This is a genomic window from Rhizobium glycinendophyticum (genome assembly GCF_006443685.1).
GTDB lineage: Bacteria > Pseudomonadota > Alphaproteobacteria > Rhizobiales > Rhizobiaceae > Allorhizobium > Allorhizobium glycinendophyticum.
Map to the genome: position 1 here is coordinate 68,353 of NZ_VFYP01000008.1, position 20,912 is coordinate 89,264.

18 protein-coding genes and 2 pseudogenes are annotated in these 20,912 nt (G+C 61.0%); 6 read left to right on the plus strand and 14 right to left on the minus strand.

The features are described from left to right. Positions 1-95 precede the first annotated feature (95 nt). The 3 genes and pseudogenes from nadE to FJQ55_RS23790 form a co-directional block, all read left to right on the plus strand. Positions 96-917, plus strand: a complete 822-nt coding sequence (gene nadE / locus FJQ55_RS22660) for an ammonia-dependent NAD(+) synthetase (protein ID WP_140832360.1) — start codon at positions 96-98, stop codon at positions 915-917. 76 nt (positions 918-993) lie between these two features. Further along, on the plus strand, positions 994-1,587 hold the full coding sequence (locus FJQ55_RS22665; RefSeq protein ID WP_140832362.1) for a cysteine hydrolase family protein: 594 nt from the start codon (positions 994-996) through the stop codon (positions 1,585-1,587). An 88-nt stretch (positions 1,588-1,675) separates the two neighbouring features. After that, positions 1,676-1,888: pseudogene (locus FJQ55_RS23790) on the plus strand (DDE-type integrase/transposase/recombinase); the annotation flags it as partial. Positions 1,889-2,068: 180 nt separating this feature from the next. Here FJQ55_RS23790 and FJQ55_RS22675 read toward each other — a convergent pair. The 7 genes from FJQ55_RS22675 to FJQ55_RS22705 are packed head-to-tail and all read right to left on the minus strand — an operon-like array spanning position 2,069 to position 9,876. Beyond that, positions 2,069-3,562, minus strand: coding sequence for a M81 family metallopeptidase (locus FJQ55_RS22675; RefSeq protein ID WP_140832364.1), 1,494 nt, complete (start codon positions 3,560-3,562; stop codon positions 2,069-2,071). A 20-nt stretch (positions 3,563-3,582) separates the two neighbouring features. Next, positions 3,583-4,530: an ABC transporter ATP-binding protein gene (locus FJQ55_RS22680; RefSeq protein WP_140832367.1), complete on the minus strand. Its 948-nt coding sequence runs from the start codon at positions 4,528-4,530 to the stop codon at positions 3,583-3,585. Continuing rightward, positions 4,527-5,492 carry an ABC transporter ATP-binding protein gene (locus FJQ55_RS22685; RefSeq protein ID WP_140832369.1) on the minus strand — a complete coding sequence of 322 codons (966 nt, stop codon included), beginning with the start codon at positions 5,490-5,492 and terminating at the stop codon, positions 4,527-4,529. Before FJQ55_RS22685 ends, FJQ55_RS22680 begins: the two co-directional genes overlap by 4 nt. Continuing rightward, a complete protein-coding gene (locus FJQ55_RS22690) occupies positions 5,489-6,373 on the minus strand; it encodes an ABC transporter permease (protein WP_140832372.1) in 885 nt (294 codons plus the stop codon). Before FJQ55_RS22690 ends, FJQ55_RS22685 begins: the two co-directional genes overlap by 4 nt. Beyond that, positions 6,370-7,296 (minus strand): ABC transporter permease, encoded by a 927-nt coding sequence (locus tag FJQ55_RS22695; RefSeq protein ID WP_140832374.1) that lies wholly within the window; start codon positions 7,294-7,296, stop codon positions 6,370-6,372. The genes FJQ55_RS22690 and FJQ55_RS22695 overlap by 4 nt, the downstream gene beginning before the upstream one ends. Before the next feature lie 28 nt (positions 7,297-7,324). Beyond that, complete coding sequence (locus FJQ55_RS22700) at positions 7,325-8,908, minus strand: ABC transporter substrate-binding protein (RefSeq protein ID WP_140832376.1); 1,584 nt, start codon at positions 8,906-8,908, stop codon at positions 7,325-7,327. A 35-nt stretch (positions 8,909-8,943) separates the two neighbouring features. Then, entirely contained in the window at positions 8,944-9,876 is a 933-nt protein-coding gene (locus tag FJQ55_RS22705; protein WP_208758261.1) for a MurR/RpiR family transcriptional regulator, read from the minus strand. Between the two features lie 115 nt (positions 9,877-9,991). Between FJQ55_RS22705 and menC the strand changes: the two genes are divergently transcribed. Then, a complete protein-coding gene (gene menC / locus FJQ55_RS22710) occupies positions 9,992-11,134 on the plus strand; it encodes an o-succinylbenzoate synthase (RefSeq protein ID WP_140832378.1) in 1,143 nt (380 codons plus the stop codon). Further along, the gene (locus FJQ55_RS22715; protein ID WP_140832380.1) at positions 11,131-11,847 is read left to right on the plus strand and encodes a GNAT family N-acetyltransferase; all 717 of its coding nucleotides are present in this window, start codon (positions 11,131-11,133) and stop codon (positions 11,845-11,847) included. The genes menC and FJQ55_RS22715 overlap by 4 nt, the downstream gene beginning before the upstream one ends. Positions 11,848-12,338: 491 nt before the next feature. On the opposite strand, the gene FJQ55_RS22720 is transcribed toward FJQ55_RS22715, so the two are convergent. Together FJQ55_RS22720 and FJQ55_RS22725 are read right to left on the minus strand one after the other, a co-directional pair. Beyond that, positions 12,339-14,072, minus strand: a complete 1,734-nt coding sequence (locus FJQ55_RS22720; protein ID WP_140832382.1) for an amidase — start codon at positions 14,070-14,072, stop codon at positions 12,339-12,341. 2 nt (positions 14,073-14,074) lie between these two features. Beyond that, a complete protein-coding gene (locus tag FJQ55_RS22725; RefSeq protein WP_140832384.1) occupies positions 14,075-15,115 on the minus strand; it encodes an agmatine deiminase family protein in 1,041 nt (346 codons plus the stop codon). Between the two features lie 308 nt (positions 15,116-15,423). On the opposite strand from FJQ55_RS22725, the gene FJQ55_RS22730 reads away from it, so the two are divergent. Beyond that, positions 15,424-16,149 (plus strand): ParA family protein, encoded by a 726-nt coding sequence (locus FJQ55_RS22730; protein WP_140832386.1) that lies wholly within the window; start codon positions 15,424-15,426, stop codon positions 16,147-16,149. Between the two features lie 29 nt (positions 16,150-16,178). On the opposite strand, the gene FJQ55_RS22735 is transcribed toward FJQ55_RS22730, so the two are convergent. The 5 genes and pseudogenes from FJQ55_RS22735 to FJQ55_RS22755 all read right to left on the minus strand — a co-directional run. Then, positions 16,179-17,933 carry a hypothetical protein gene (locus FJQ55_RS22735; RefSeq protein WP_140832388.1) on the minus strand — a complete coding sequence of 585 codons (1,755 nt, stop codon included), beginning with the start codon at positions 17,931-17,933 and terminating at the stop codon, positions 16,179-16,181. A 62-nt stretch (positions 17,934-17,995) separates the two neighbouring features. Further along, the gene (locus tag FJQ55_RS22740; protein WP_140832390.1) at positions 17,996-19,084 is read right to left on the minus strand and encodes a protein-glutamate methylesterase/protein-glutamine glutaminase; all 1,089 of its coding nucleotides are present in this window, start codon (positions 19,082-19,084) and stop codon (positions 17,996-17,998) included. A 7-nt stretch (positions 19,085-19,091) separates the two neighbouring features. Further along, complete coding sequence (locus FJQ55_RS22745) at positions 19,092-19,928, minus strand: CheR family methyltransferase (protein ID WP_246085254.1); 837 nt, start codon at positions 19,926-19,928, stop codon at positions 19,092-19,094. Positions 19,929-19,978: 50 nt separating this feature from the next. Further along, positions 19,979-20,476, minus strand: coding sequence for a chemotaxis protein CheW (locus FJQ55_RS22750; RefSeq protein WP_140832394.1), 498 nt, complete (start codon positions 20,474-20,476; stop codon positions 19,979-19,981). 133 nt (positions 20,477-20,609) lie between these two features. Further along, positions 20,610-20,912, minus strand: a pseudogene (locus tag FJQ55_RS22755) (methyl-accepting chemotaxis protein); the annotation flags it as partial.

The following is a 20,912-nucleotide window of genomic DNA, read 5'->3' on the forward strand; positions in this document are numbered from 1 at the left end:
CGATCACGACTCGTATCCGTTTTGCGATGACCAACCAAGCGTGGCCGTGTCTACGCCGCCGGGCTCATAACATCTCGCAGACATCCGGGTGATCCATGGAAGAAGAACAGCAGTCGATCGCAGCAGTCCTTGGGGTCACCCCGGAATTCAGTGCAGCTGACGAGGCACGCAGGCGCATCGCCTTTCTGCAGCAGTATCTGCGTCAGTCGTCATGCCGAACCTATGTGCTCGGAATCAGTGGAGGCGTCGATTCACTGGCTGCCGGGATGCTGGCACAGGCTGCCGTTACAGAGCTGCGCGCCGACGGTTATGACGCGCGGTTCATTGCGGTGCGGCTACCTTATGGCGTTCAAGCCGACGAGGCCGACGCCCAAAAAGCGCTTGCGGTAATCAAGCCGGATCGCGTCGTCAGCATCGACATTCGGCCTGCTGCGGATGCAATGCTCGATGCGATCATGGCCGAAGGTTCCGATCTCATCGATGCCTCCCGCAAGCACTTCCATCTGGGCAACGTCAAAGCGCGCCAGCGGATGATCGCCCAATATGGTCTAGCGGGGGCCACAAAGGGTCTTGTGATCGGCACCGACCAGGCTGCCGAAGCGCTCATGGGCTTCTTTACCAAATTCGGAGATGGGGCGGCCGACGTCCTGCCGCTTGCAGGCCTGACAAAAAGACGGGTGAGGGCTGTCGCAGAGCATCTCGGTGCTCCCCGCGAATTGGCCTTCAAAGTGCCGACAGCGGATCTCGAATCTGACGCGCCTCTCAAGCCCGACGAGGATGTCTATGGGGTCACCTACGAGGAGATCGATGACTTCCTCGAAGGCCAGACGATCGGCGATCAGGCGCGGGAGCGCATCCTGGCTTTCTACCACGGCAGCAACCACAAGCGGAGGCTTCCCGTCACGCCGTTCGACTAGGCAAGGGCTCATCACCCGTCGGCAGTTCTGCCGCACCCCGGCGGGAACCTTGGCCAGGTCGTATAGTTGGGTGCTCATGGAATTCAGGCTCGCCGAAGACAATTGGATCCACCTTTGCATCGACATGCAGCGCATGTTTGCCGAGCAGACGCCTTGGCATGTGCCTTGGATGCAGCAGGTGGCGCCTCAAATCCATGAGGTTGTTGAGCGCCATGCACAGCGGACGATCTTGACCCGCTTCGTCCCGCCTAAGCAGGCCGCGGAGATGCCCGGCATGTGGCGTAGCTACTACGAGAAATGGGAGGCGATGACCCTCGACCGGCTCGGGCCGGAGATGGTGGACCTCATCCCGTCCCTGAAGGCGATGGTGCCGCCTGCAAGGATCTTCGACAAGATGACCTATTCGCCTTGGACTACGGGCGAGCTTCATCGCGTTCTTGCAGGAGAGGGCGTGGATACAGTCGTCGTGTCGGGAGGAGAAACCGACGTCTGTGTTCTGGCCGCGGCACTTGGTGCTATCGATCTTGGCTACCGGGTGGTTCTCCTCAAGGACGCCGTTTGCAGCGGCGCCGACCAGACCCATGACGCTTCACTGGAGGTGCTAGGTGATCGCTTCTCGGTGCAGGTCGAGCTTCTGCAGACGGAGCAATTTCTGAGCGGGGCAGGGTGAGCAGTGGCCAACAGGCCGATGATGGAGAGCTCGGCTGCCTTGCCGTAGCTTGAGGGAGTGATGATGATCTTCTGAACCAACTGACCTGGTGCCCCATACGTCCCTATCAAGCGCAAGGCTTGCCCGTGAACTGGGTGGTCTCATCGCCAAACGCGGAAAACCGAGGACGATCGTCTCGAACAACGGCACGGAGATGGCCAGCATGGCCATCCACAAATGGTGTCAGGAGACCAAGGTCGAATGGCATTACATCGCTCCCGGCAAGCCGACGCAAAACAGCTTCGTGGAAAGCTTCAAAGGAAGCGGATCACATCAGAAACAGATCAAACTCGTCGCTGGGCGACATCACCCCAGCAAGTTCGCAATGAAATTGGCTATGGAAAAGAGGCATGAGACCAGATTGAAAACCCAATACTATCCCGAGAATTGGAAGGAAGTTGGATCTGACGTCTGGACCAGCCCAATGAATAAGCCCATTCTTTCACCGGTCCAGTGGCCAGATCGGTCGCCGGACGCGGACGTAGGAACGGAGTTCTGCCCGAGGCGTCGCGAGAGCTCCGCTGTCGCAGACGATGACTCTTTCTGAGATAGGCTCGAATGCCGCGCGGAAGTGCTGCATCGATTTGACGACGAGGAAACGCAGCCGCGTCGGCTCTATGCCGAAGGCTTTGACCTGTTGCAGGTCGAGCATCTGGCCGGGGATGGTCACCACCAGGATGTCGATACCGCTGACCCTGAAGACTGCCGTTGGCCCGAAACTGTGGGTGATGCCGCCCAGGATCGGACCGTCGCCGGTATAAGATCCGTCGGAGAGGTGCAGAATTTCTCCCGTCAGGGTCAGCGGGCCACCGCCGAATGCCGGGTCGACCTTGCCGCCGAGCGCTACCGTCACGATGTCGCCGACCCTGTGCTGATGCAAGAAAGTGGCGGCCTCAGCATCAATGATCGGCGCGAAAGCGCCCTCGGTCGCTCCGGCCGACAACAGCGCCTGAAGCAAGGCCGTGGCATCGCCGTAGGCGCCCGCGCCCGGATTGTCGGCATAGTCTGCGATAACCAGAGGGCGGCCTGACAGCGGAAAGTCGCGGGCAATCCGGGCAGCGTCTTCCGGTGTCAGGAAGTCGTTTGCCACCTGACCGCGTTGCGCCCAGATGGTGTCTGCAAGAGAGTGGGCAATCGTTTCGGCGCGTGTCTGCGCCTCAACTGTTCCCTCATCGTAGGTGACGAGCACGGTCGCTCCCGCTTCCTCAATGTCGGCTTCGGCAAAGCCAGCATTGATCGACACCGCGAGGATGCCCGGCTCCTGCTCGTGAAGACGGGCCCGGTCATAGAGTGCCTTTGTCTCGGCAACGTCGGTGCGGCCGGCGTTGGCCTCGTCAAGCATGGGGATGTGCACGCGAAGCGTTCGCGGTCGGATCGACCCGTCAAGAGCCATGTCGAGAAGCCGTCCGGCATGGCGACCGATCTCCCGCATGTCCACATGCGGATAGGTCTTATACGAGACAAAGATCTGCGCCTGGCTGACCATCAACGGTGTTGCCATGGCATGCAAATCCAGTGTCACCGCGATCGGCATGTCCGGGCCGACGATGGCTCTCAATCGGGTAAGGAGTTCTCCTTCGCCATCCTCGCAGAAATCCGGGACCAGCGAGCCGTGCAGGCCGAGCAATATGCCATCCAGTGCCTCACCCTCTTCGCGGGCGGCATCGCAGATCAGCCCGGCGATGTGGTCAAATGCCTCGCGCGACACGCGGGCACCGGGTGTGGCATGGGCTGAGACGACATGTCTGATACTCCAGCCCGCTTCGCGACCCGCATCAAGGAAGCCCGCGATCTCTGCATTGACGTTTCCGAAGCGCTCGACCGCAACTTCACCGAGGTCGAGAGTTTCACGCTGAAAGGCCGCGAGATCGGTCGCTCCCTTCTTGAAGGTGTTGCTTTCATGGACGAATTCGGCAGTGAGGATGCGGAAGGGCATGGTCGAATCCAGAAGTATGTTCAAAGAGGATGGATGCAGGCAACAGCATGGCCATCGTGCTGCTCTAGGCGAGGGGGCTCGCTGCGGCACGCATCGGTCGCGCGGCTGCAACGGGCGGAAAAGGCGCACCCTGAGGGCAGATTGAAGGGGGAGGGGATCTCGCCCGAAAGCGGCACAATCGTCTTTCGACATGCCGGGTCGGGCACGAAGCTCGAATCCATCAGGGCGCGGGTGTAAGGGTGACGAGGTGCCGTTCGGGTGTCGGGTAGGACTTCGACGACCGAACCGAGATACATGACGATGATCCGGTCGCAGAAATAGCGGACGAGGCCGAGGTCGTGGGAAATGAAGAGATAGGTGAGCCCCAGCCGATCGCGCAAGGACGCGAGGAGTTCGACGATTTGCGTCTGAACGGAGACATCGAGGGACGCCGTAGGTTCGTCGAGGATGATGAGATCAGGCTTCAGCGCCAGGGCCCGGGCAATTCCCACCCGCTGGCGCTGGCCACCGGATAGCTGGTGCGGGTAGCGTTCGGCGCTCGATGCAGGGAGGCTGACGCTTTCGAGGATGGTGGCGATATCGTCCCGCGAGACCGGTCGTGACTGGACGACGAAGGGTTCCGCTATGCTCTGCGCGATGGTGAAGCGTGGATCGAGAGACGAATAGGGATCTTGGAACACCATTGCCATGCGTTGCCTCGCGGCCTGGAGATCCCGTCGATTGAGGTTGTTCAGGCTGATGCCATCGAGAGCAACCTCTCCCTCCGTCGCTTCGATCAGCCGCATGATGAGGCGCGCGAGTGTGGATTTGCCGCAACCGGACTCACCGACAATGCCAACCACCTCGCCACGTTCGAGGGTGAGATCGACCTTGTTCACGGCCGTCATCTCGCGAGGCCGAGCAAACCAGCCGCCGCCCGTTGCAAACCGCTTTGTCAGCCCCCGGACTGACAGCAATGGCTCGGTCATAGCGATCCTCCCTGTGCCAGATGACAGGCCACCCCACCATTGTCGGAAAGGGGGCGAGGGGCAGGCCGGGTCGTTCGACAGATATCAACGGCACGATCGCAGCGGGGATGGAAGCGGCAACCTGGCGGGAAATTCGCAGCGCTCGGGACTGTGCCTTGAATGCCATTGAGCCCGCCCGCTCCCATTTCGTCGCGCGGGATGCACCCGATCAGGGCCTCGGTATAGGGATGAGCCGGGGTTTCGAAGAGTGGGCCGACCGCGCGTTCCTCGGCAAGGCGACCGGCATAGAGCACGGCCACCCGATCGCAGGCCTGTGCGACGACGCCCATGTCATGGGTGATGAGCAGCAGGGCAAGACCGCGCTCGCGCACGAGGCCAGTGAGGATCTGGATGATCTGGGCCTGCACGGTCACATCCAGCGCCGTTGTCGGTTCATCCGCCACGATGAGGTCAGGATCGCCGGCCAATGCAATCGCGATCACGATGCGCTGCTTCATGCCCCCGGAGAGTTGATGCGGATAGGCTTCTGCAACAGCTTTGGCTTCGGGAATGCGCAATTGTGCCATCAGGTCGAGCGTGCGGGCACGCGCATCTCTGTGTGATAACCCGAGGTGAAGCCGCGAGACGACATCGACCTGTTCGCCGATCCGCTGGACGGGATCGAGCGCTGTCATCGGGTTCTGCATGACGAATCCGATTCGTCCACCACGGAGCTTGCGACGGCTGCTGTCGGACAACTGCGCCATGTCCATACCATCGAACAATATGCGTCCACCGGTGACCCGCCCTCCAATCAGCGGCAGCAGTCCGGTGATGGTAAGCGCGGTGAGGGACTTGCCTGAGCCGCTTTCCCCGACGAGGCCGAGGATCTGGCTCCGTTCCAGCGAAAAGCTGACCTCCTCAAGGAGGGATCTGTTGCCAATGTCGACTGACAGGCCATGCAACTCAAGGAGCGCGCTCATGTCTCACTCCGGCGCGGGTCGCGAATATTGAAGGCTTCAATCAGGCCATCACCGAACAGGTTGATGGCGATGACGGTCGAGGCCACAGCGACACCGGGGAAGATAATGATCCAGGGCGCCTTGAACAGAAGCGCTGAACCGGAGGACATCATCGATCCCCAGCTTGGCAGGGGCGGTTGGGCGCCAAGCCCGAAGAAGCCGAGGGTCGCCTCAAGAATGATCGCGTCACCCGTGGCCAGCATGGCGCTAACCAGCACCGGACCGAGCGCGTTGGGGATCAGATGGCGAAACAGCAGGTGGGTGTGACCGGCTCCGAGGCTGCGCGACGCCTCGATATAGGTCTCTCCCTTCAGCGTCATGATCTGAGTACGCGCGAGCCTGGCGAACTGCGCGAGATAGGCTACGCCGATCGCCGCCATCGTGCCGCTGACGCCTGGGCCAATGATGGCGACGAGGATGAGGGCGATGAGGATTTCCGGGAAGGACCAGGTCAGGTCAACGACGGCGGTCACGATACGATCGAAGAGGCCGCCGAAATAGCCGGCCGCAGCCCCGATGGTCAGTCCCGCAAGCACTGATATGAGGATCGAGATGCTGCTGACGGCAAGCGACGTCCGGGCACCCTGGAGAAGCCGGGTCAAAAGATCGCGGCCGAACTCGTCCGTACCCAGAAAATGGGAGGCCGAAGGCGGGTGGAAGGCCTCCTTTAGCACCTGAGCATCATAGGCGTAAGGGCTGAGCGCCGGACCGAAGATGGCGCCGAGGATAACGAGCAGCAGCCAGGCGCCGGCCAGAGCGCCGGACAGGCTTGAAAATGCACGCCTCAGCGGGGCGAGGCGGGACCGCCACACAGCATTGCCCCCTGTCGGTGATACGGTCATGCCAGGGCTCCCCTGACGCGCGGATCCATGGCGGCCTGCAGCAGATCCCCAAGCAATGTTCCGAGCATGACGGCCATGGCGAGCATCAACAGGCTTGCCTGCACCACCGGATAGTCGTGCTGACTCAAGGCCTTGATCAGCAACGTGCCGAGGCCCGGTCTTGCAAAGACCACCTCGACCGTTACGGCACCGCCGAGTATCCAGCCGATGCGCAAGGCAAGGATCGTCACGACGGGGATCAATGCATGCCGCAGTACGTGGCGGATCTGGATCTCAAACGGAGACAGGCCCTTGGCATGCAGCAGAAGGACAAAGTCCCGCGAGGCGATCTCGATCATCGAAACCCTCGTGATACGTGCAACGAGTGCCGTGCCGCCAAAGCCGATGGTGAGCACGGGAAGGACAAGCGAGGACCAGGTGCGTGCGCCTGAAACAGGGAACCAACCCAAGCCTACGGAGAATGCGAGGATCAGCAGCAGGCCCAGCCAGAAGCTCGGCAGCATCGATCCGAACAGGACACCTCCCATGATCATTCGGTCGACCAGGCTATCCTTGCGCAAGGCTGCGACAACGCCGAGCGCAATACCGAGGAGGGAGGAGAAGGTCAGTGCCAGTCCTCCCAGAAGAAGCGAATGGGGGAGGGCCTGGGCGATCAGATCGACGACCGGGCGGCGAGCGACGATTGCAGTCCCCAAATCCCCTGTCAGCAATTTTCCGAGCCAAATCGCATACTGGACCGGCAATGGGCGGTCCAACCCGTAGCGGGCCATCATTTCGGCCCGCTGTCCTGGGGGAGCGCCAACCTTGAGCAGGTTGTCGATGGGATCACCCGGGATGAAATGCAGAATCGAGAAAATGACGACGGACACCGCGAGGAACACGGGGACGAGCATCAGCACGCGTCGAAGCGCATAAGCCAGCATGGTTGCGTATCCCTCGCGGTCCTGTCCGTTACTCCTTGACTTCCATGTCCATGATCACCGTTGCTCCGACCCCCGGAGAGTGAATTTCGGCCGGGAGAACCAGGCGGTCCTTATTGTAGGCAACGGAGTTGACGGGCTGATAGATTGGCGCCATCGGGTATTGGGAAAGGACATATTCGTGGTAGGCGGTGAAGTTCTTCACCCGTTCCGCCATGTTCTTCGAGCCGCTCATCGCGAGCTTCCTGAGCTCTTCCGCCTTCGGATCGTTGAACATGGAAATGTTCGGGTAGCCGAGTCGGTCACCTCCGAAGAACCAGTCTATGATATCAGCATTGTCCCAATTGTAGGAGCGAACTGCGAGCTGCTGATTGCCGCTCTTGTACTGGTCGCGGATTGCCGAACTGTCGAAGGTGGTGATCTCGCTGTCAATGCCCACGGCCTTGAGCTCGGCCTGGACGACCTCGGTCAGGCGGCGGAAGCTGGAATCGCTCTGGGTCCAGAGAGACACGCGAAGCGGCTTGCCGTCCTTCTCCCGGACCCCGTCAGCACCCATCGTCCAGCCAGCCTCGTCGAGCAGCGCCTTGGAACGATCCGGGTCGTAGGAGATCTGGTATTTGGGGTCGACCTTGGATTCCGGCAGGGCGGAGATCAGGAAGGTATTGGCCACTTCACCCACGCCACCATAGACGGAGTCGAGAATTTCCTTCTGATTGATGGCCTTGGCAGCGGCTTCGCGGACCCGGATGTCCGTGAAGGGTTCCTTGGTCACGTTGATTGGCATGTAGGCCACGTCCTGGCCGGCCAGTGTGACCACTTCCAAATTGCTCTCGCTCTTGACCTCGCCGAGGAAGTCGGTCGGGACGCTGAGCAGCATATCGACGCCACCGGACTTCAGCTCGAGGAAAGCCGTCGAATCTTCGGCGATTTCACGCAGGGTGATCTTAGCAATCTTGGCCTTGCCCCGGTTTTTGGCGAGCGAGGACGCCCAGGCATAGTCCTCGTTGCGGACGAGAACGGTTTCCTGGCCGATCGTGAAGCTTTCGAGTTTGAAGGGGCCGGTGCCATAGACCTCGGTGACGCCATAGTTGTCGCCCAGCGCTTCATAGGACTTGGGCTCGACGACGGAGAGATAGCTCGAAGAAAAATTGTAGAGCAGGTTCGGCTCGGGCCGGGACATAACGAACTTGACGGTCGCATCGTCGATCACCTCGACGGTCTGGATCGCCTCCGTCATGTAGGCATTCTCGGAAGCCTTGAAGAGTTCGAGCCACTTCACGATTGTTTGTGCATTGAAGGGTTCACCGTTGTGGAAGGTGACACCCTTCTTGAGGTGGAAGACCCAGGACATGCCGTCGGGCGCCTCTTCCCAGCTTTCGGCAAGCCAGGGATGGAAAGACAGATCTGCATCTTGCGCGACAAGACGGTCGAAGATCAGCGTGCTGCCGATATTGAGGTTGGACGCCTTGATCGGATTATAGGTCGGTGAACCAACCTCGTTGCTGGCCATGACGAACACCGCCTCTTGGGCCACTGAAGGGCCTGCAGCAGCGAAGAGAGCCGCCAGGCTGACACCTGCGGCGATGATGGATTTGCGAATAGTCAAGCTTGTCATTTCGGTCCTCTCTGCAGGTTTTTGTTGTTATGCAGTCATCGGTCCCAGCGACGCTGGCGGCCAAACTGGCCGGTGTGGCCGATGAAATCGTCGTAATAGGCGGATATGCGTGCCATGCGTTCCTCGACCTCGGCGCCGAGTTCATTGAACACCCCGTTGACCATCAGGCCGATCAGCGAGGACATAGCCGACGTGGTGTCCCAGAAGTGGTTGAGGTCGGTTGGCACGGCGAACAGTTCGTCGATCACCCCGGTCGCCCAGTCGCAATAGGGGTCCGTGATCAGGCTGATGCGGATACCGACCTCATGGGCGGCAATCGCAAGATCGCGGGTCAACCGCGAGTAACGCCGGCCGTCGATCAGTACGAGGGTTGTTTCCTGGGGTGGCGAGAGCAAGACCTCGGCAAAGTGGCCACCAGCGATATCGGCAAGTTGCACGCCCGCGCGCAGATATTGGAGGTTATGGACGAGCTCGGCCGCATGGCCGCGTTCGGTCTGGAAACCGGCGACAAAGACATTCGGGCAGCGTGCCAACCGCTTTACGGCACCCTCGAATTCCGGTGTCGAGGCGATCTCATAGACCGTCACGAGCGCCGCCATCTCCTTTTCGAGAGCGCGGGCCAACTCTCCCTTGTCTGACTGGCTGCGACGGTGGAAGTCTTGCAGGCGATCCCCGATGAGCCAGGGCTGGTCTCCGAGGTCTTGCTGCAATCCGCCCTTCAGGTCCTTCAGGCTTCGGTAACCGATGGCCCGGCAGAAGCGCCCAATCGAGGCTTCGGAAACTCCGATTTTGGCCGCCACCGTTGCCGCCGTCTCGAACGGCAGGGATTGGAGGTTTGTCAGAAGATACGAGGCGATGGCACGCTCGGCCGGGGTTCCAGATGCGGCCTGTTGCTGCAGGCGCTGGCGCAGATCGCCAACCTTGCCCGTCGTGCCACCCTGCTGCATGTCTCCGTCCGATTTAGACATCACTATCCCCTGTGAGTGAACAGAAGACTGACAGAACTCTTTCACTGCGTCAATCTTGCAAGAAAACTGAAATCAACATAGATTTATGCCGACCAGATATCGGGGCACCTGACGCATGACCGAAAGACCAATTGGTACGCAGTCGCGTGCCCCCCTCAGGATCGACGGCGCCGAACTGCGTGTCGTCCGCCTTCCGCTCATCACCCCGTTCACGATCTCCAGTGGGACCTTGCACGAAAAGATCTTTCCCCTGCTGACACTGCGTTCTGGTGGTCTGCATGGATATGCGGAAGGTGTCATGGATCCGCTGCCGGATTATCTAGAGGAAACGGTTGCCGGTGCGCTGGACCTCACTCGCACCGTCTTCCTTCCGCAAATTCTCGGAAAAAGCTTCGACAATCCCCAGGGTCTCCATAGGCTGCTGGCGCCATGGCGCGGGAACTCCATGGCCAAAGCGATGGTCGAGATGGCGTTCTGGGACCTTTGGGCCAAGTCGCTTGATCTGCCGCTCAAGTCCCTTCTCGGGGGGGCGGGTGACGCGGTGGATGTCGGGGTTTCGCTTGGCATCATGCCAATCGAGCAGACGATTGATCGTGTCTCGACCCATGTCGATGAGGGGTACAAGCGGATCAAGCTGAAGATCAAGCCGGGGCATGATCTTGAGATCATACGTGCTGTTCGCGCGCAGTTTCCAGGGATCCACCTGACTGCCGATGCAAACAGTGCCTACTCGCTGGCGGACAGTTCACTGCTGGCGCGCCTGGACGAGTTCGATCTCGACTATATCGAACAGCCGCTTGCCTGGAATGACATCCACGATCATGGCGTCCTACAGCGAAGGCTGCGCACGCCGCTTTGTCTCGACGAGAGCATCCGCAGCCCCGAAGATGCGCGCAAGGCGCTGCAATCGGATGCCGCACGGGTGATCAACATCAAGGTCGGCCGGTCTGGCGGCTACGTGAATTCCTTGAAGATCCACGACCTTGCCGAGGCCTTCTCCGTGCCGGTTTGGTGCGGGGGCATGCTTGAGAGCGGAATTGGTCGCGCCCACAACATTCATCTCTCGACCCTTTTAAACTTTCAGAAGCCAGGGGATACGTCCTCTGCGAGCCGTTATTTTCAGCGCGACATCATCGAGCAAAAGCTCGAAGCACATCATGGAAGGATGCCGGTGCCTGCGGGAAGCGGGATAGGCGTGTCACTCGATCAGGGCTTTCTCCCCCATGTCACGATCGGGCTGGAAAACTTCGCGCCATGACAGAAGTCCGGATCCGAGAATTGGACGGAATGGCAGAATTTCGCCAAGCCGAAGGCCTGCAAAGGGAAGTCTGGGGTCGAGGCGATACGCCCGATCCTGCAGATTTGATGATGGTGATCCAGGCCGAAGGGGGACTGGTCGCTGGCGCATTTCTTGCTAACCGCCTGGTTGGCTATGTTTTCGGCTTTCCGACCCGGGATCCGGCTGTTCAGCATTCGCACAGACTGGCTGTCGCGCCGGATATGCGGGGCAGGGGGCTTGGAGCCGATCTCAAGTGGTACCAGCGCAAGTGGTGTCTGGCGCGTGGAATAAGCCAGGTGCGATGGACCTTCGATCCCGCGCGTATCACAAATGCACGCCTCAATCTCAACCGGCTCGGTGGCCGCTCATCCACCTATCTCGTCGACTACTATGGAGAGATGGGCGGCATTAACTCCGGGCTCCCTTCGGATCGTCTGCTTGTCGATTGGCGCTTGGATGATCCACTGGTCGAACAGCGCTTCAATGGCGAGTACCCGGTCACTTTGCCCGAAGAAATGCTTCTCGTTCCGACGCTCCGCTCAGGAAAAAATCGAGAGCTCGAAGATGTGTCTGATCAACTGGGAGAGCTTCTTGAATTGAGGCATAAGCTGCAGGATGCGTTTCTGCGAGGCTACTATCTGTTCGCAGTCATGGATGGTAATTTTGCGCTCGTTAGGGAGAGAAAGCCCTGAACTGCGTCAACCGCCGGAGTTTGCCGAGGGCCATATTTGGGGGGCTTCGCTTCTCAATCCACGGCCATCTGCCCCCGACTTCCGAACATTCCACATTTGCGCGATGCTTAATCTGCTTCGTATATCTGCCGGCTTGCATCCGCAGTTATGGGTGGTCAGCGATTCCAATCCCTTCAAGAGCGCGAAGGCTTTGCGCCTTCATGTGGGTCATATCGGCCATCGCTCGACGTATCACTCTGCCAGCTTGAACAGTAACGTCACAACAAGTCCAGGACCTCCTGTTGCACTCCCAAGCGCATGCTCGTTGATCCCTTGCTGATCCGAAACCACTGCGCGAGCCTCGTCGCGATCTCGCCCCAGACGTCGGCGAACAGCCGCAAGTCGCGCTCGTTTTTCCTATCCTCAGCGATGCCTGCACGGCCGTCGCCGCCGCCTTTTTGGCTTCTCTCGCCAACCCCTCGTTCTCGCCAAATGTGGCGGAACCCGAGCGCCTATTGCCGGGACAAGGCCGGTGTCCGGGGTGGGGCGGTGCGGCGGTGACCTGTTGCCTCGAAGGCTGCTGCCAGCGTGAGCAGGGCCTCGTCGTCATAGGCGCGGCCAGCGAAGGTCAGGCCGACGGGCATGCCGATGTCGGTCATCGTTCCCATGGGTACGGTGACGGTCGGTATGCCGAGATGGCGGATGGCGAGATTGCCGTTGGCCACCCATACGCCGTTGCGCCAGCCGAGGTCTGCCGATCCAGGGTTCCGGTCCATGTCGGCCGGCCCGATATCGGCAACTGCCGGAAAGATCACCGCATCCAGACCGAGACGGTCCATCCACTGTTCGAGATCGATGCGGCGGGTTTCTTCCAGCCCGCGTAGACCCTCGGCCAGATGCGGTATCTCCGTAAACGAGCGCCGGGGATGATCGCGCACTTGCGCCGGGTAGTCGGGAAGAAAGTCGTCGAAACCCGTGTAGCGGTCCGGCAAGGCGCCCTCTGGATGCGGAAAGATCTGCCTGCCGTCCACGTTGGCGAGTGTCGACAGTTCGGGATCACCATTGGCCGCCAGAAAGTCGTCCCAGGCCCAGGCTGAAAGATCCAGGATCTCCCGGTGGAGGAACTCCCGGCTGACAAGGCCACGCGACAGGATCGACGGCGCCCTTGGGCGGTCGGCCTCGTAATGGCTGACGACGGGAAAGTCGACCGGCAGGACTATTGCACCTGCCGCCTCCAGGTCCAGCCTTGCCTTTTGCCACAGGTCTATGATGGAGGCGCGGGTGTGGATCGGCTTGCCGGTGGAGCCGCCGATTCCGCCTTCAGGATTTGATCCGGCAGTGGGGTCTTCGTTGATATACATGCGTGGCGCCCCGAAGCACTTTCCGGCGAGCGTCTGTCGCGCCTGCGAGGGGTCTCGAGATGCCAGCGCCTCGTATGACCTGGGCTTGACCGCTGATGCTGCGGGGATGGAGATCCATGGCTGGGCACGCCAGAAATCGCCACGTGTTTCGGGATCATCTGCCACGATGACGTCGAGCAATTCCAGCATGTCGGCCATGCTGCGCGTGTGCGGCACCACGACATCCATAGTCGGCACCAGGGGCCAATTGCCACGCACCGATAGAATGCCGCGCGAGGGTGTGTAAGCGCAAAGGGCATTGTTCGAGGCCGGCGCCCGACCGCTCGACCAGGTTTCTTCGCCGAGACCGAACGCGCCGAAGCAGGCCGCTGTTGCGGTTCCCGAACCATTGGACGAGCCCGAGCCGAAGGCGCTGGTGAGCCAATCGGCATTATAGGGGCTTTCGGCACGGCCGTAGACGCCGCGCTGCATGCCGCCATTGGCCATCGGGGGCATGTTGGTGAGCCCGAGGCAGATGGCACCGGCGGCGCGCAGGCGCTCAATCGTGAAGGCGTCTCGTTGCGCCACAAGATGTTCGAAAGCCGGACTGCCAGCGGCCGCCGTCAGGCCGCGGACAAGATAGCTGTCCTTGGCGGTATAGGGGATGCCATCGAGCGGCGAGAGCGGGGCGCCTTGGCTGCGTCGGCTATCGGACGCTTCCGCCTCGGCGAGTGCTTCCGGGTTGAGCACGACCATGGCATTGAGGGCGGTGCTCGTCCCGGGCGCATCGTAATGCGCGATCCGGTCGAGGTAAGCTCGGACCAGTTCGATGCTGGTGACTTCGCCGGCTTCCAGCGCGGCGCGTAGCTCTGCGATCGATTTTTCGAAGACTTCGAAACCAGCCATGATCAGCTTCTCTCGTTCAGCGAAGGCTGCTGCTGGGTGATGCAGTGAATGCCGCCGCCGCGCGCAAAGATCGGGCGTGAGTCGATGGTTACCACGCGTCTGCCGGGATAGGCCTCTGCCAACACGTCACGAGCGGCGGCATCTGCCTTTTCATCACCGAATCCGCAGGCGACGACGCCGCCATTGACCACCAGATGATTGACATAGCTATAGTCGACAAACCCGTCCTCGTCCCGGATCGCCTCAGGTGCGTCGAGATCGAGGATCCTCCAGGGGCGGCCTGCGGCATCGGTGGTGGTGGCGAGAAACGCGCGCAGCTCACGCATGACGGCGTGATCGGGATGGTCCGGGTTGGGCTGGCGATGGAGGAGGAGAACGCCGGGTGCTGCGATGGTTGCGACGATGTCGACGTGGCCGGAAGTCCCGAAGGCTTCATAATCGCGGGTCAGGCCGCGGGGCAGCCAGATGACCTTGGTGGCACCGATCGTGCGGGACAATTCGGCCTCCACCCGATGTTTGTCGGCAAAGGGATTGCGGCGTGGATCCAGTTGCACGGTCTCGGTCACGAGAACCGTGCCCTCGCCGTCAACGTGGATGCCGCCCCCTTCGTTGACAAGAAGGCTCGGTACCGGTTCAGCGCCGCAATTGGCGGCAATCTGGCGGGCGATCTGCGCTGAATGCTTCCATTCCGCCCAGCCGTGATCACCCCAACCGTTGAAGATCCAGTCGACCGCTCCTAGAACATTCGGTCGCGCGTCATCGAGCACGAAGGTCGGACCGAAGTCGCGCATCCAGAATTCATCGAGCGGCATTTCGATCTGCTCAATGTGGCTGCCGAGCATGCGGCGGGCCCGTTGTCGCTCCGAAGGATCGATGACCATGGTCACCGGTTCGAATTCGGCGATGCCGTGCGCGACAGACGTCCATGCCTCGTAACCGGTCTGCTGCCAGCTCTCACCTTCGCCAAGTGTTGTGCCGGTACGCGGAAATGCCATCCAGGTTCGGTCATGGCGGGCGGTTTCAGAGGGCATGCGCCAGGTCATCGGGTTGATCTCCGGATTGCGAACCGAGTGCCGGCCGCAATGTCAATACACTTTTGTTAATCGCGTGGCCGGTACACCGCCAGCACGCTTTGTTTGGCTGATTTTCTCAAGAGGGTCCAGATCCTGGTGCCGAGGCCACAGGCACCATCCAGGCCCCTTCGCCTGCGCTACCGGCGCAGGAGTCAGTTGTAGCAATTGCTTGAATTCTACCGCAGTTTACCACCGGTTAAGCATGTTGGGCCCATTCTGTATGCCACTTCACCTGTTTGCGGCTGCTGCGACGATGCAGCCGAGGATTGGACGCTCATATGCCTGTTTTGACTTTCGCCAACACGAAGGGTGGTGCCGGCAAGACGACGGCCGTGCTACTGATCGCGACGGAACTGGCGCGGATGGGGATGCGGATCGCCGTGCTCGATGCCGATCCACAGCATTGGATCTCACGCTGGCACCAGCAACTCGGGGGCAACTGTCCTGAGCGGTTGCAGGTGGTTCCCTATGTTTCTGCGGCCAGTCTGGAGCGCGAAATCAAGCGGTGGCAGCCCGCCGTCGATGTCGTCATCCTTGATCTGCCCGGGCATCGAAGCCCGTTGATTGCCCAGGCGATGGGCCATTCCGATTATGTGTTGATCCCCGCACAGGGGTCGGCAATGGATGCTCAAGGGGCGGCAACCGTGATCGATCTTCTGACGTATCTGGAACACAGGGCGGGCATCCGTATCCCGCATTCCGTCGTGCTGACGCGCATCAATCCGATCATCACCACGCGGGCACTGCAGGGCGTGAAGCAGCTGCTCGCGGAGAAGCGGGTGCATCTGATGGCAACGCCAATCGTCGAGCGCGCCGCTTTCCGGGATGTCTTTTCGTGTGGCGAGACGCTCTACACAATGGATCCCCGCCATGTCAGCAATCTCGAACGCGCCCAGGAAAATGCCCAGATGCTCGGACGGGAGGTTCTGGAACGGCTGATGCACTACTGCACCATCGGCAAGCTGAACAGCGTGGCGTCTCCGGCCGTCCGCCTCGTGGCCTGAGCTTTGATCAAGTCGACACTCACTGCCGCTCAGAACAGGGCGTCGTCGAACAATTCGTCATCTGTCATGTGATGGGCCTGCGGGGCTTGCATCTCCCCCGCCTCTGCACCGGCCGTGCCGAAGATTGCGCAGTGGATGTCGCGCTCGGACTTCATGGTGTAGGTCCTGAAGATCTCTGCAGAGATTCCCGATAGTAAGGGTTCGAGACCGTCGCAGGTCGGCTCGGCCAGGATCGCCTCGGCTGCCAAGGAGACGCAGTCGCCGAGGATCACCGTCAGTTCCTCATGGAAATTTAGTCCGGCCGTTGCTTTTGCCACCTTGATTGCAATCTCCTGGCCCTTGTCTTGGAGATCGTCCAGCTTGCCGTCCAGAACATCACCGGCTTGCGTGACGTGGGCAAGCGCGATCTCGATGCGTGCGACGAGGTCGGGGTCGCCTTCGCCGCTCTCACCCGTTTCGGACTTGCTGAGGCCGACCGCCTGCTCATCGAGAAGCCGCAAATGGCCGAGGGCGCGATCGGTGACGTCATCGAGCCTCGCCGAGAAGGTGCGCAGTTCATTGGTGACGACGTTGATCGCGCGGCTCTCTTCGCCTAGCTTGCTGCAGCGCAGGTTGGTGTTGAGCGCCATGTACTGGATGTCCGTGCGCACGATCTGGATTGTCTCGACACTCTCGACAAGGTCTTTCACCATGCCGCCGACAGAGGCGCTCAGGCGCTGCGCTTCGCCGGCAGACTGCTCGATCCCATCCACCAGGGTTCGCGCCGTCTCGAGGCTTTCCCGCACAAGCCCCATGGCCGATCGGGTCGTGGTCTCACCGGCCGTCGGCAGCATCGAATTCTGCAGGTCCATAAGAACCGTGACATCGTTGGAGAAGGCTCCGAGGTTGCGGACAATGGTCGCACATTCGGTCCGGAACTCTTCGGACATGGCAATCAGTTGATCCCGCACCAATTGGGTGACCAGAAGGATGACGCGCTCCCTGTCTTCGGTCGACAGGTCATGCGCTGCTGAGGTCGCCAGATGCGCCTCGGCAATATCGAGAGCTGTCTGGCAATGCTCCAGCCGCTGACGGGTGACGTCGCCGATCTGCAGCGACGACAGTGTGCTGGCGAGCCGGTTCTGAACCTTCGTCGCAAGCCCCGTCACTTGCGCCGCCAACTGGGCAAGCGAGTCGCGCTGGTTCTTGATTGCATTGGCGTTGCGGCCCAGGTCTTCGACGATCGCGGGGATAGCGTGGTCGTGGCGGGTCAGCCCGTCGCTTCCGGTCCGGGCGTGGTCGATCAGAGCCTGCAGTCCCCTGATCCTCTCTCCGAAGGACTTCACCTCCTGGGTTGCGAACTGGATGCGCTCGACGATCTCTTCGGCGAAGCCGGCGAAATCGGCAATGCCTGCGCCGGTGATCTTGGCTGTGACGGCGAAGGTGCGCAGATAGCGCAGCGTGTCCTCCATCGCCAGCACCTCGTTTGACAGGGCCTGGCCATAGTCGCCGATCAGGATAAAGCGCTCTCGCATATCCTGCTGCTGGGCGGGAAGGGCCGCGATGAGTGCTGCGGTGGACAGAAGTTCTTCCGTTGCCTCCGCCGCCTCGTCTTCGCGCAGGGCGTCAGAGATGCCGCCAAGCGATGTCAGCAGTCCACCGAAAACGTCGAGTACTGCCACCAGCACGGTTCCGCCATCGAGAAATCGCTGCTCGATCTGGGCCAATGCTTCGCCCAGTCTGGTGCGGATGGTGACCGTCGGCGAAAAATGGCGCTCGGTCTGTTTCGCTCGCTGGGTGTTCATCTTGAACCCTCTTTGCTCATGTTCATTCTGTCTGCTTGGCGGGTCGCCGTCCTGGCAACACGTCAACCAAGATGCCTTCGGTCTGCGGCAAGGATTTCACGGGCGATCTGCTCGAGAGGCACGATGCGGTCGACGCCACCCCGTGCAATCGCCTCCTTCGGCATGCCAAAGACGATCGATGTCGCTTCGTCCTGGGCCACGGTGAAGGCCCCGGCTTTGTGCATTTCATCCATGCCGCGCGCACCGTCGTCGCCCATGCCGGTCATAATGACACCCATGGCATTCGAACCTGCCGCGCGGGCAGCGGAGCGGAAAAGGACGTCGACCGAGGGGCGGTGGCGCGAGACAAGCGGGCCTTCTTTGATGCCCACCATGTATCGGGCACCCTGGCGCTCCAGCAGCATATGTCGACCGCCGGGCGCAATCAGCACGTGGCCGCGCAGGACGGGATCGCCGTGAACTGCCTCCTTCACCTCCACCTGGCACAGCGTGTTGAGTCGGGAGGCGAAGGCGGAGGTGAATTTTTCCGGCATGTGCTGGACGATGACGATACCCGGAGAATTGGCGGGCAGCGCGACAAGAAGTTCGCGCAACGCTTCCGTTCCGCCCGTCGAGGCGCCGATGCAAACGACCATTTCGGTCGTCTTGGCCATCGGGCGTCCGGTGGGTGGCGGCAGGACCGCATCGGCGGTGAGCTTGGCCTCGGTCGCACCGGGGAAGGGCATGCGGCGGCGGTCCGATTTCACCCGAGCCGAAGCGGCACCCTTGACCGTCTGGCGGATCATGGCCCCGGCTTCGGCCAGGTGATCTGCGGCGGCGATCTTCGGTTTCAGGATGATGTCGACAGCGCCTGCCTCCAGCGCCTGCATCAGGGTCTGCGATCCCGCTTCTGTCAGCGATGAGCACATAACGACGGGGATCGGATGCTGGGCCATCAGTTTGCGCAGGAAGGTTATGCCGTCCATCTTCGGCATCTCGACATCCAGCGTTACGACGTCGGGCACTTCCTCCTGAATGCGCCGCGCTGCGACAAAGGGATCGGAGGCCACGCCCATGACCTCGATGTCGCCGTCGGCTTCCAGGACCTGCGTCAGCGCCTGACGGACGCTCGCTGAGTCATCGACGATCAACACACGGATCTTTTTCGCCATCTTCAAATCAGACCTTCTGAAAGACCGTATTGGCCACCTGCCGGACGGGAAGGGCGAAGCCGGTGATGGTTTCCGAGTGGCCGACATAGAGGTAGCCGCCGGACACGAGCTTGTCGCAGAGCCGCGAAAGCACCTTCTCCTGTGTCTTCTTGTCGAAATAGATCAGGACGTTGCGGCAGAAGATGACTTGCATGGGATCGCCGACCCCGTAAGACGTGTCCATCAGGTTCAGCCGGGCGAAACCCACCTTTGCGCGCAATCTGGGGTGAATTCGTACCTCCCCACGAGAGGGGTCCCGCGGTTCCATCACGTAGCGCTTGCGGCGCTCGCGATCGACAGGCTCGATCATTGCGGTAGAGAAGATGCCGCGCTTGGCGACGCGCAGCACATCGGTGGAGAGATCGGTGGCGAGGATCGCATAGTCGGGCCCTCCATTGGCTTGAATGAAGTCTTCGATCACCATGGCAAGCGTATAGGGCTCGGCGCCGATCGAGCAGGCTGAACTCCAGACGCGCAGTCGTCTATGACCTTTCGCGACGAGGTCGGGCAGGGCCTTATTGGTCAGGTGGTCGAAATGCGTGGGTTCGCGGAAGAAGTCGGTCTTGTTGGTGGTGACGACATCGATCAGATGGATCGCTTCACTCTCGATGCCACCGTCTTTGAACAGGTAATCGCAATACTCGTTGAGTCCGTCGATGCCGACGAAGCGCAGGCGGCGACGCAGCCGCCCCTCAAGCATCGTCTTTTTGGTCACGGGCATCTTGATGCCGCTGTAATCATAGATGTAGCGCGACAGCAGGTCGAAATTGCGGGCGCTGAGGCCGTCGCCGAGGGCAGATGCCATTGACGGACGTTCCGGGCCTGTCGTCGCGGATCTCTTCAATGCCGGAGCGATCATGCGGGTTCCAGGGGTCTGGTGGCGACGGAACCGAGCGAGCGCATGTCCGTGCCGGAAAAGAGTTTGGTCAGGTTGACGATCACGACGAAATCGCCGGCGCGGCGGACAACCCCTGCGATGTAATCGGACTGCCAGCGGATCCCGATATCCGGCGCAGCCTCTATGGCGTCGCTGCGGAAAGAGGTGACCTCAAACACGCGGTCGGCAACGAGACCAAGCGAAAGGGAGCGCCCGTCGATGGTCACATCGATGACGAGGATCCGCGTATGCGGAGTCTTCTGGGTCTGTGACATGCCCAGCCGCAAGCGGAGATCGATGACCGGAACCCCCTGGCCGCGCACATCGCGGAGGCCAAGGAGATAATCGGGTCCGTGGGGAATCCGGAAGGGATCCTCGTGGTCAAGAATTTCCCTGACGACCTCGACAGGCACTGCGAAACATTCGTTTTCGAGGCTGAAGGTCACAAATTGCGATTCAGTTGCTGCATGGGCCATGAGGCGCACTCCTTTGGGTCACATCGCCCTCGGATCCCGCTGAGTGTGAGGACGCCGGGGCAGGATCGTGAAGTTCACCGGCCCGCCTCAGAAGAGCGAAGGGCCGGTGACGTATTGTCGTTGTCTGGCCGCGTCAGGCCGTCTGGCGAAACTCATCGTCATCGCCGTCCGGGCCACCCATGCTCATGTCGAGGGCAAAGCCCGACCCCTTTGAAGCGGCAAGACCCGCTCTAGATGCCGTCCGCTTTGCCTGAACCGGGTTTGCCATTTTTGCCGCAACGGCCTTCAACTGCTTCACCGGCTGAGCGCTGCTTTGCCTTGTAGCCGTATTCACCTTGAAGAAGGCAATCGAAGCCTGCAGCTCTTCGGCCTGGGCGGCGAGCTCTTCCGAGGTGGCCGACATCTCTTCCGAGGCGCCGGCGTTCTGCTGGGTCAC

Excerpts from the sequence above, each read along its gene's own strand:
- nadE (WP_140832360.1), top strand. The coding sequence starts at position 96 with ATGGAAGAAGAACAGCAGTCGATCGCAGCAGTCCTTGGGGTCACCCCG.
- FJQ55_RS22665 (WP_140832362.1), top strand. The coding sequence starts at position 994 with ATGGAATTCAGGCTCGCCGAAGACAATTGGATCCACCTTTGCATCGAC.
- FJQ55_RS22675 (WP_140832364.1), bottom strand. The coding sequence starts at position 3,562 with ATGCCCTTCCGCATCCTCACTGCCGAATTCGTCCATGAAAGCAACACC.
- FJQ55_RS22680 (WP_140832367.1), bottom strand. The coding sequence starts at position 4,530 with ATGACCGAGCCATTGCTGTCAGTCCGGGGGCTGACAAAGCGGTTTGCA.
- FJQ55_RS22685 (WP_140832369.1), bottom strand. The coding sequence starts at position 5,492 with ATGAGCGCGCTCCTTGAGTTGCATGGCCTGTCAGTCGACATTGGCAAC.
- FJQ55_RS22690 (WP_140832372.1), bottom strand. The coding sequence starts at position 6,373 with ATGACCGTATCACCGACAGGGGGCAATGCTGTGTGGCGGTCCCGCCTC.
- FJQ55_RS22695 (WP_140832374.1), bottom strand. The coding sequence starts at position 7,296 with ATGCTGGCTTATGCGCTTCGACGCGTGCTGATGCTCGTCCCCGTGTTC.
- FJQ55_RS22700 (WP_140832376.1), bottom strand. The coding sequence starts at position 8,908 with ATGACAAGCTTGACTATTCGCAAATCCATCATCGCCGCAGGTGTCAGC.
- FJQ55_RS22705 (WP_208758261.1), bottom strand. The coding sequence starts at position 9,876 with ATGTCTAAATCGGACGGAGACATGCAGCAGGGTGGCACGACGGGCAAG.
- menC (WP_140832378.1), top strand. The coding sequence starts at position 9,992 with ATGACCGAAAGACCAATTGGTACGCAGTCGCGTGCCCCCCTCAGGATC.
- FJQ55_RS22715 (WP_140832380.1), top strand. The coding sequence starts at position 11,131 with ATGACAGAAGTCCGGATCCGAGAATTGGACGGAATGGCAGAATTTCGC.
- FJQ55_RS22720 (WP_140832382.1), bottom strand. The coding sequence starts at position 14,072 with ATGGCTGGTTTCGAAGTCTTCGAAAAATCGATCGCAGAGCTACGCGCC.
- FJQ55_RS22725 (WP_140832384.1), bottom strand. The coding sequence starts at position 15,115 with ATGACCTGGCGCATGCCCTCTGAAACCGCCCGCCATGACCGAACCTGG.
- FJQ55_RS22730 (WP_140832386.1), top strand. The coding sequence starts at position 15,424 with ATGCCTGTTTTGACTTTCGCCAACACGAAGGGTGGTGCCGGCAAGACG.
- FJQ55_RS22735 (WP_140832388.1), bottom strand. The coding sequence starts at position 17,933 with ATGAACACCCAGCGAGCGAAACAGACCGAGCGCCATTTTTCGCCGACG.
- FJQ55_RS22740 (WP_140832390.1), bottom strand. The coding sequence starts at position 19,084 with ATGGCGAAAAAGATCCGTGTGTTGATCGTCGATGACTCAGCGAGCGTC.
- FJQ55_RS22745 (WP_246085254.1), bottom strand. The coding sequence starts at position 19,928 with ATGGCATCTGCCCTCGGCGACGGCCTCAGCGCCCGCAATTTCGACCTG.
- FJQ55_RS22750 (WP_140832394.1), bottom strand. The coding sequence starts at position 20,476 with ATGGCCCATGCAGCAACTGAATCGCAATTTGTGACCTTCAGCCTCGAA.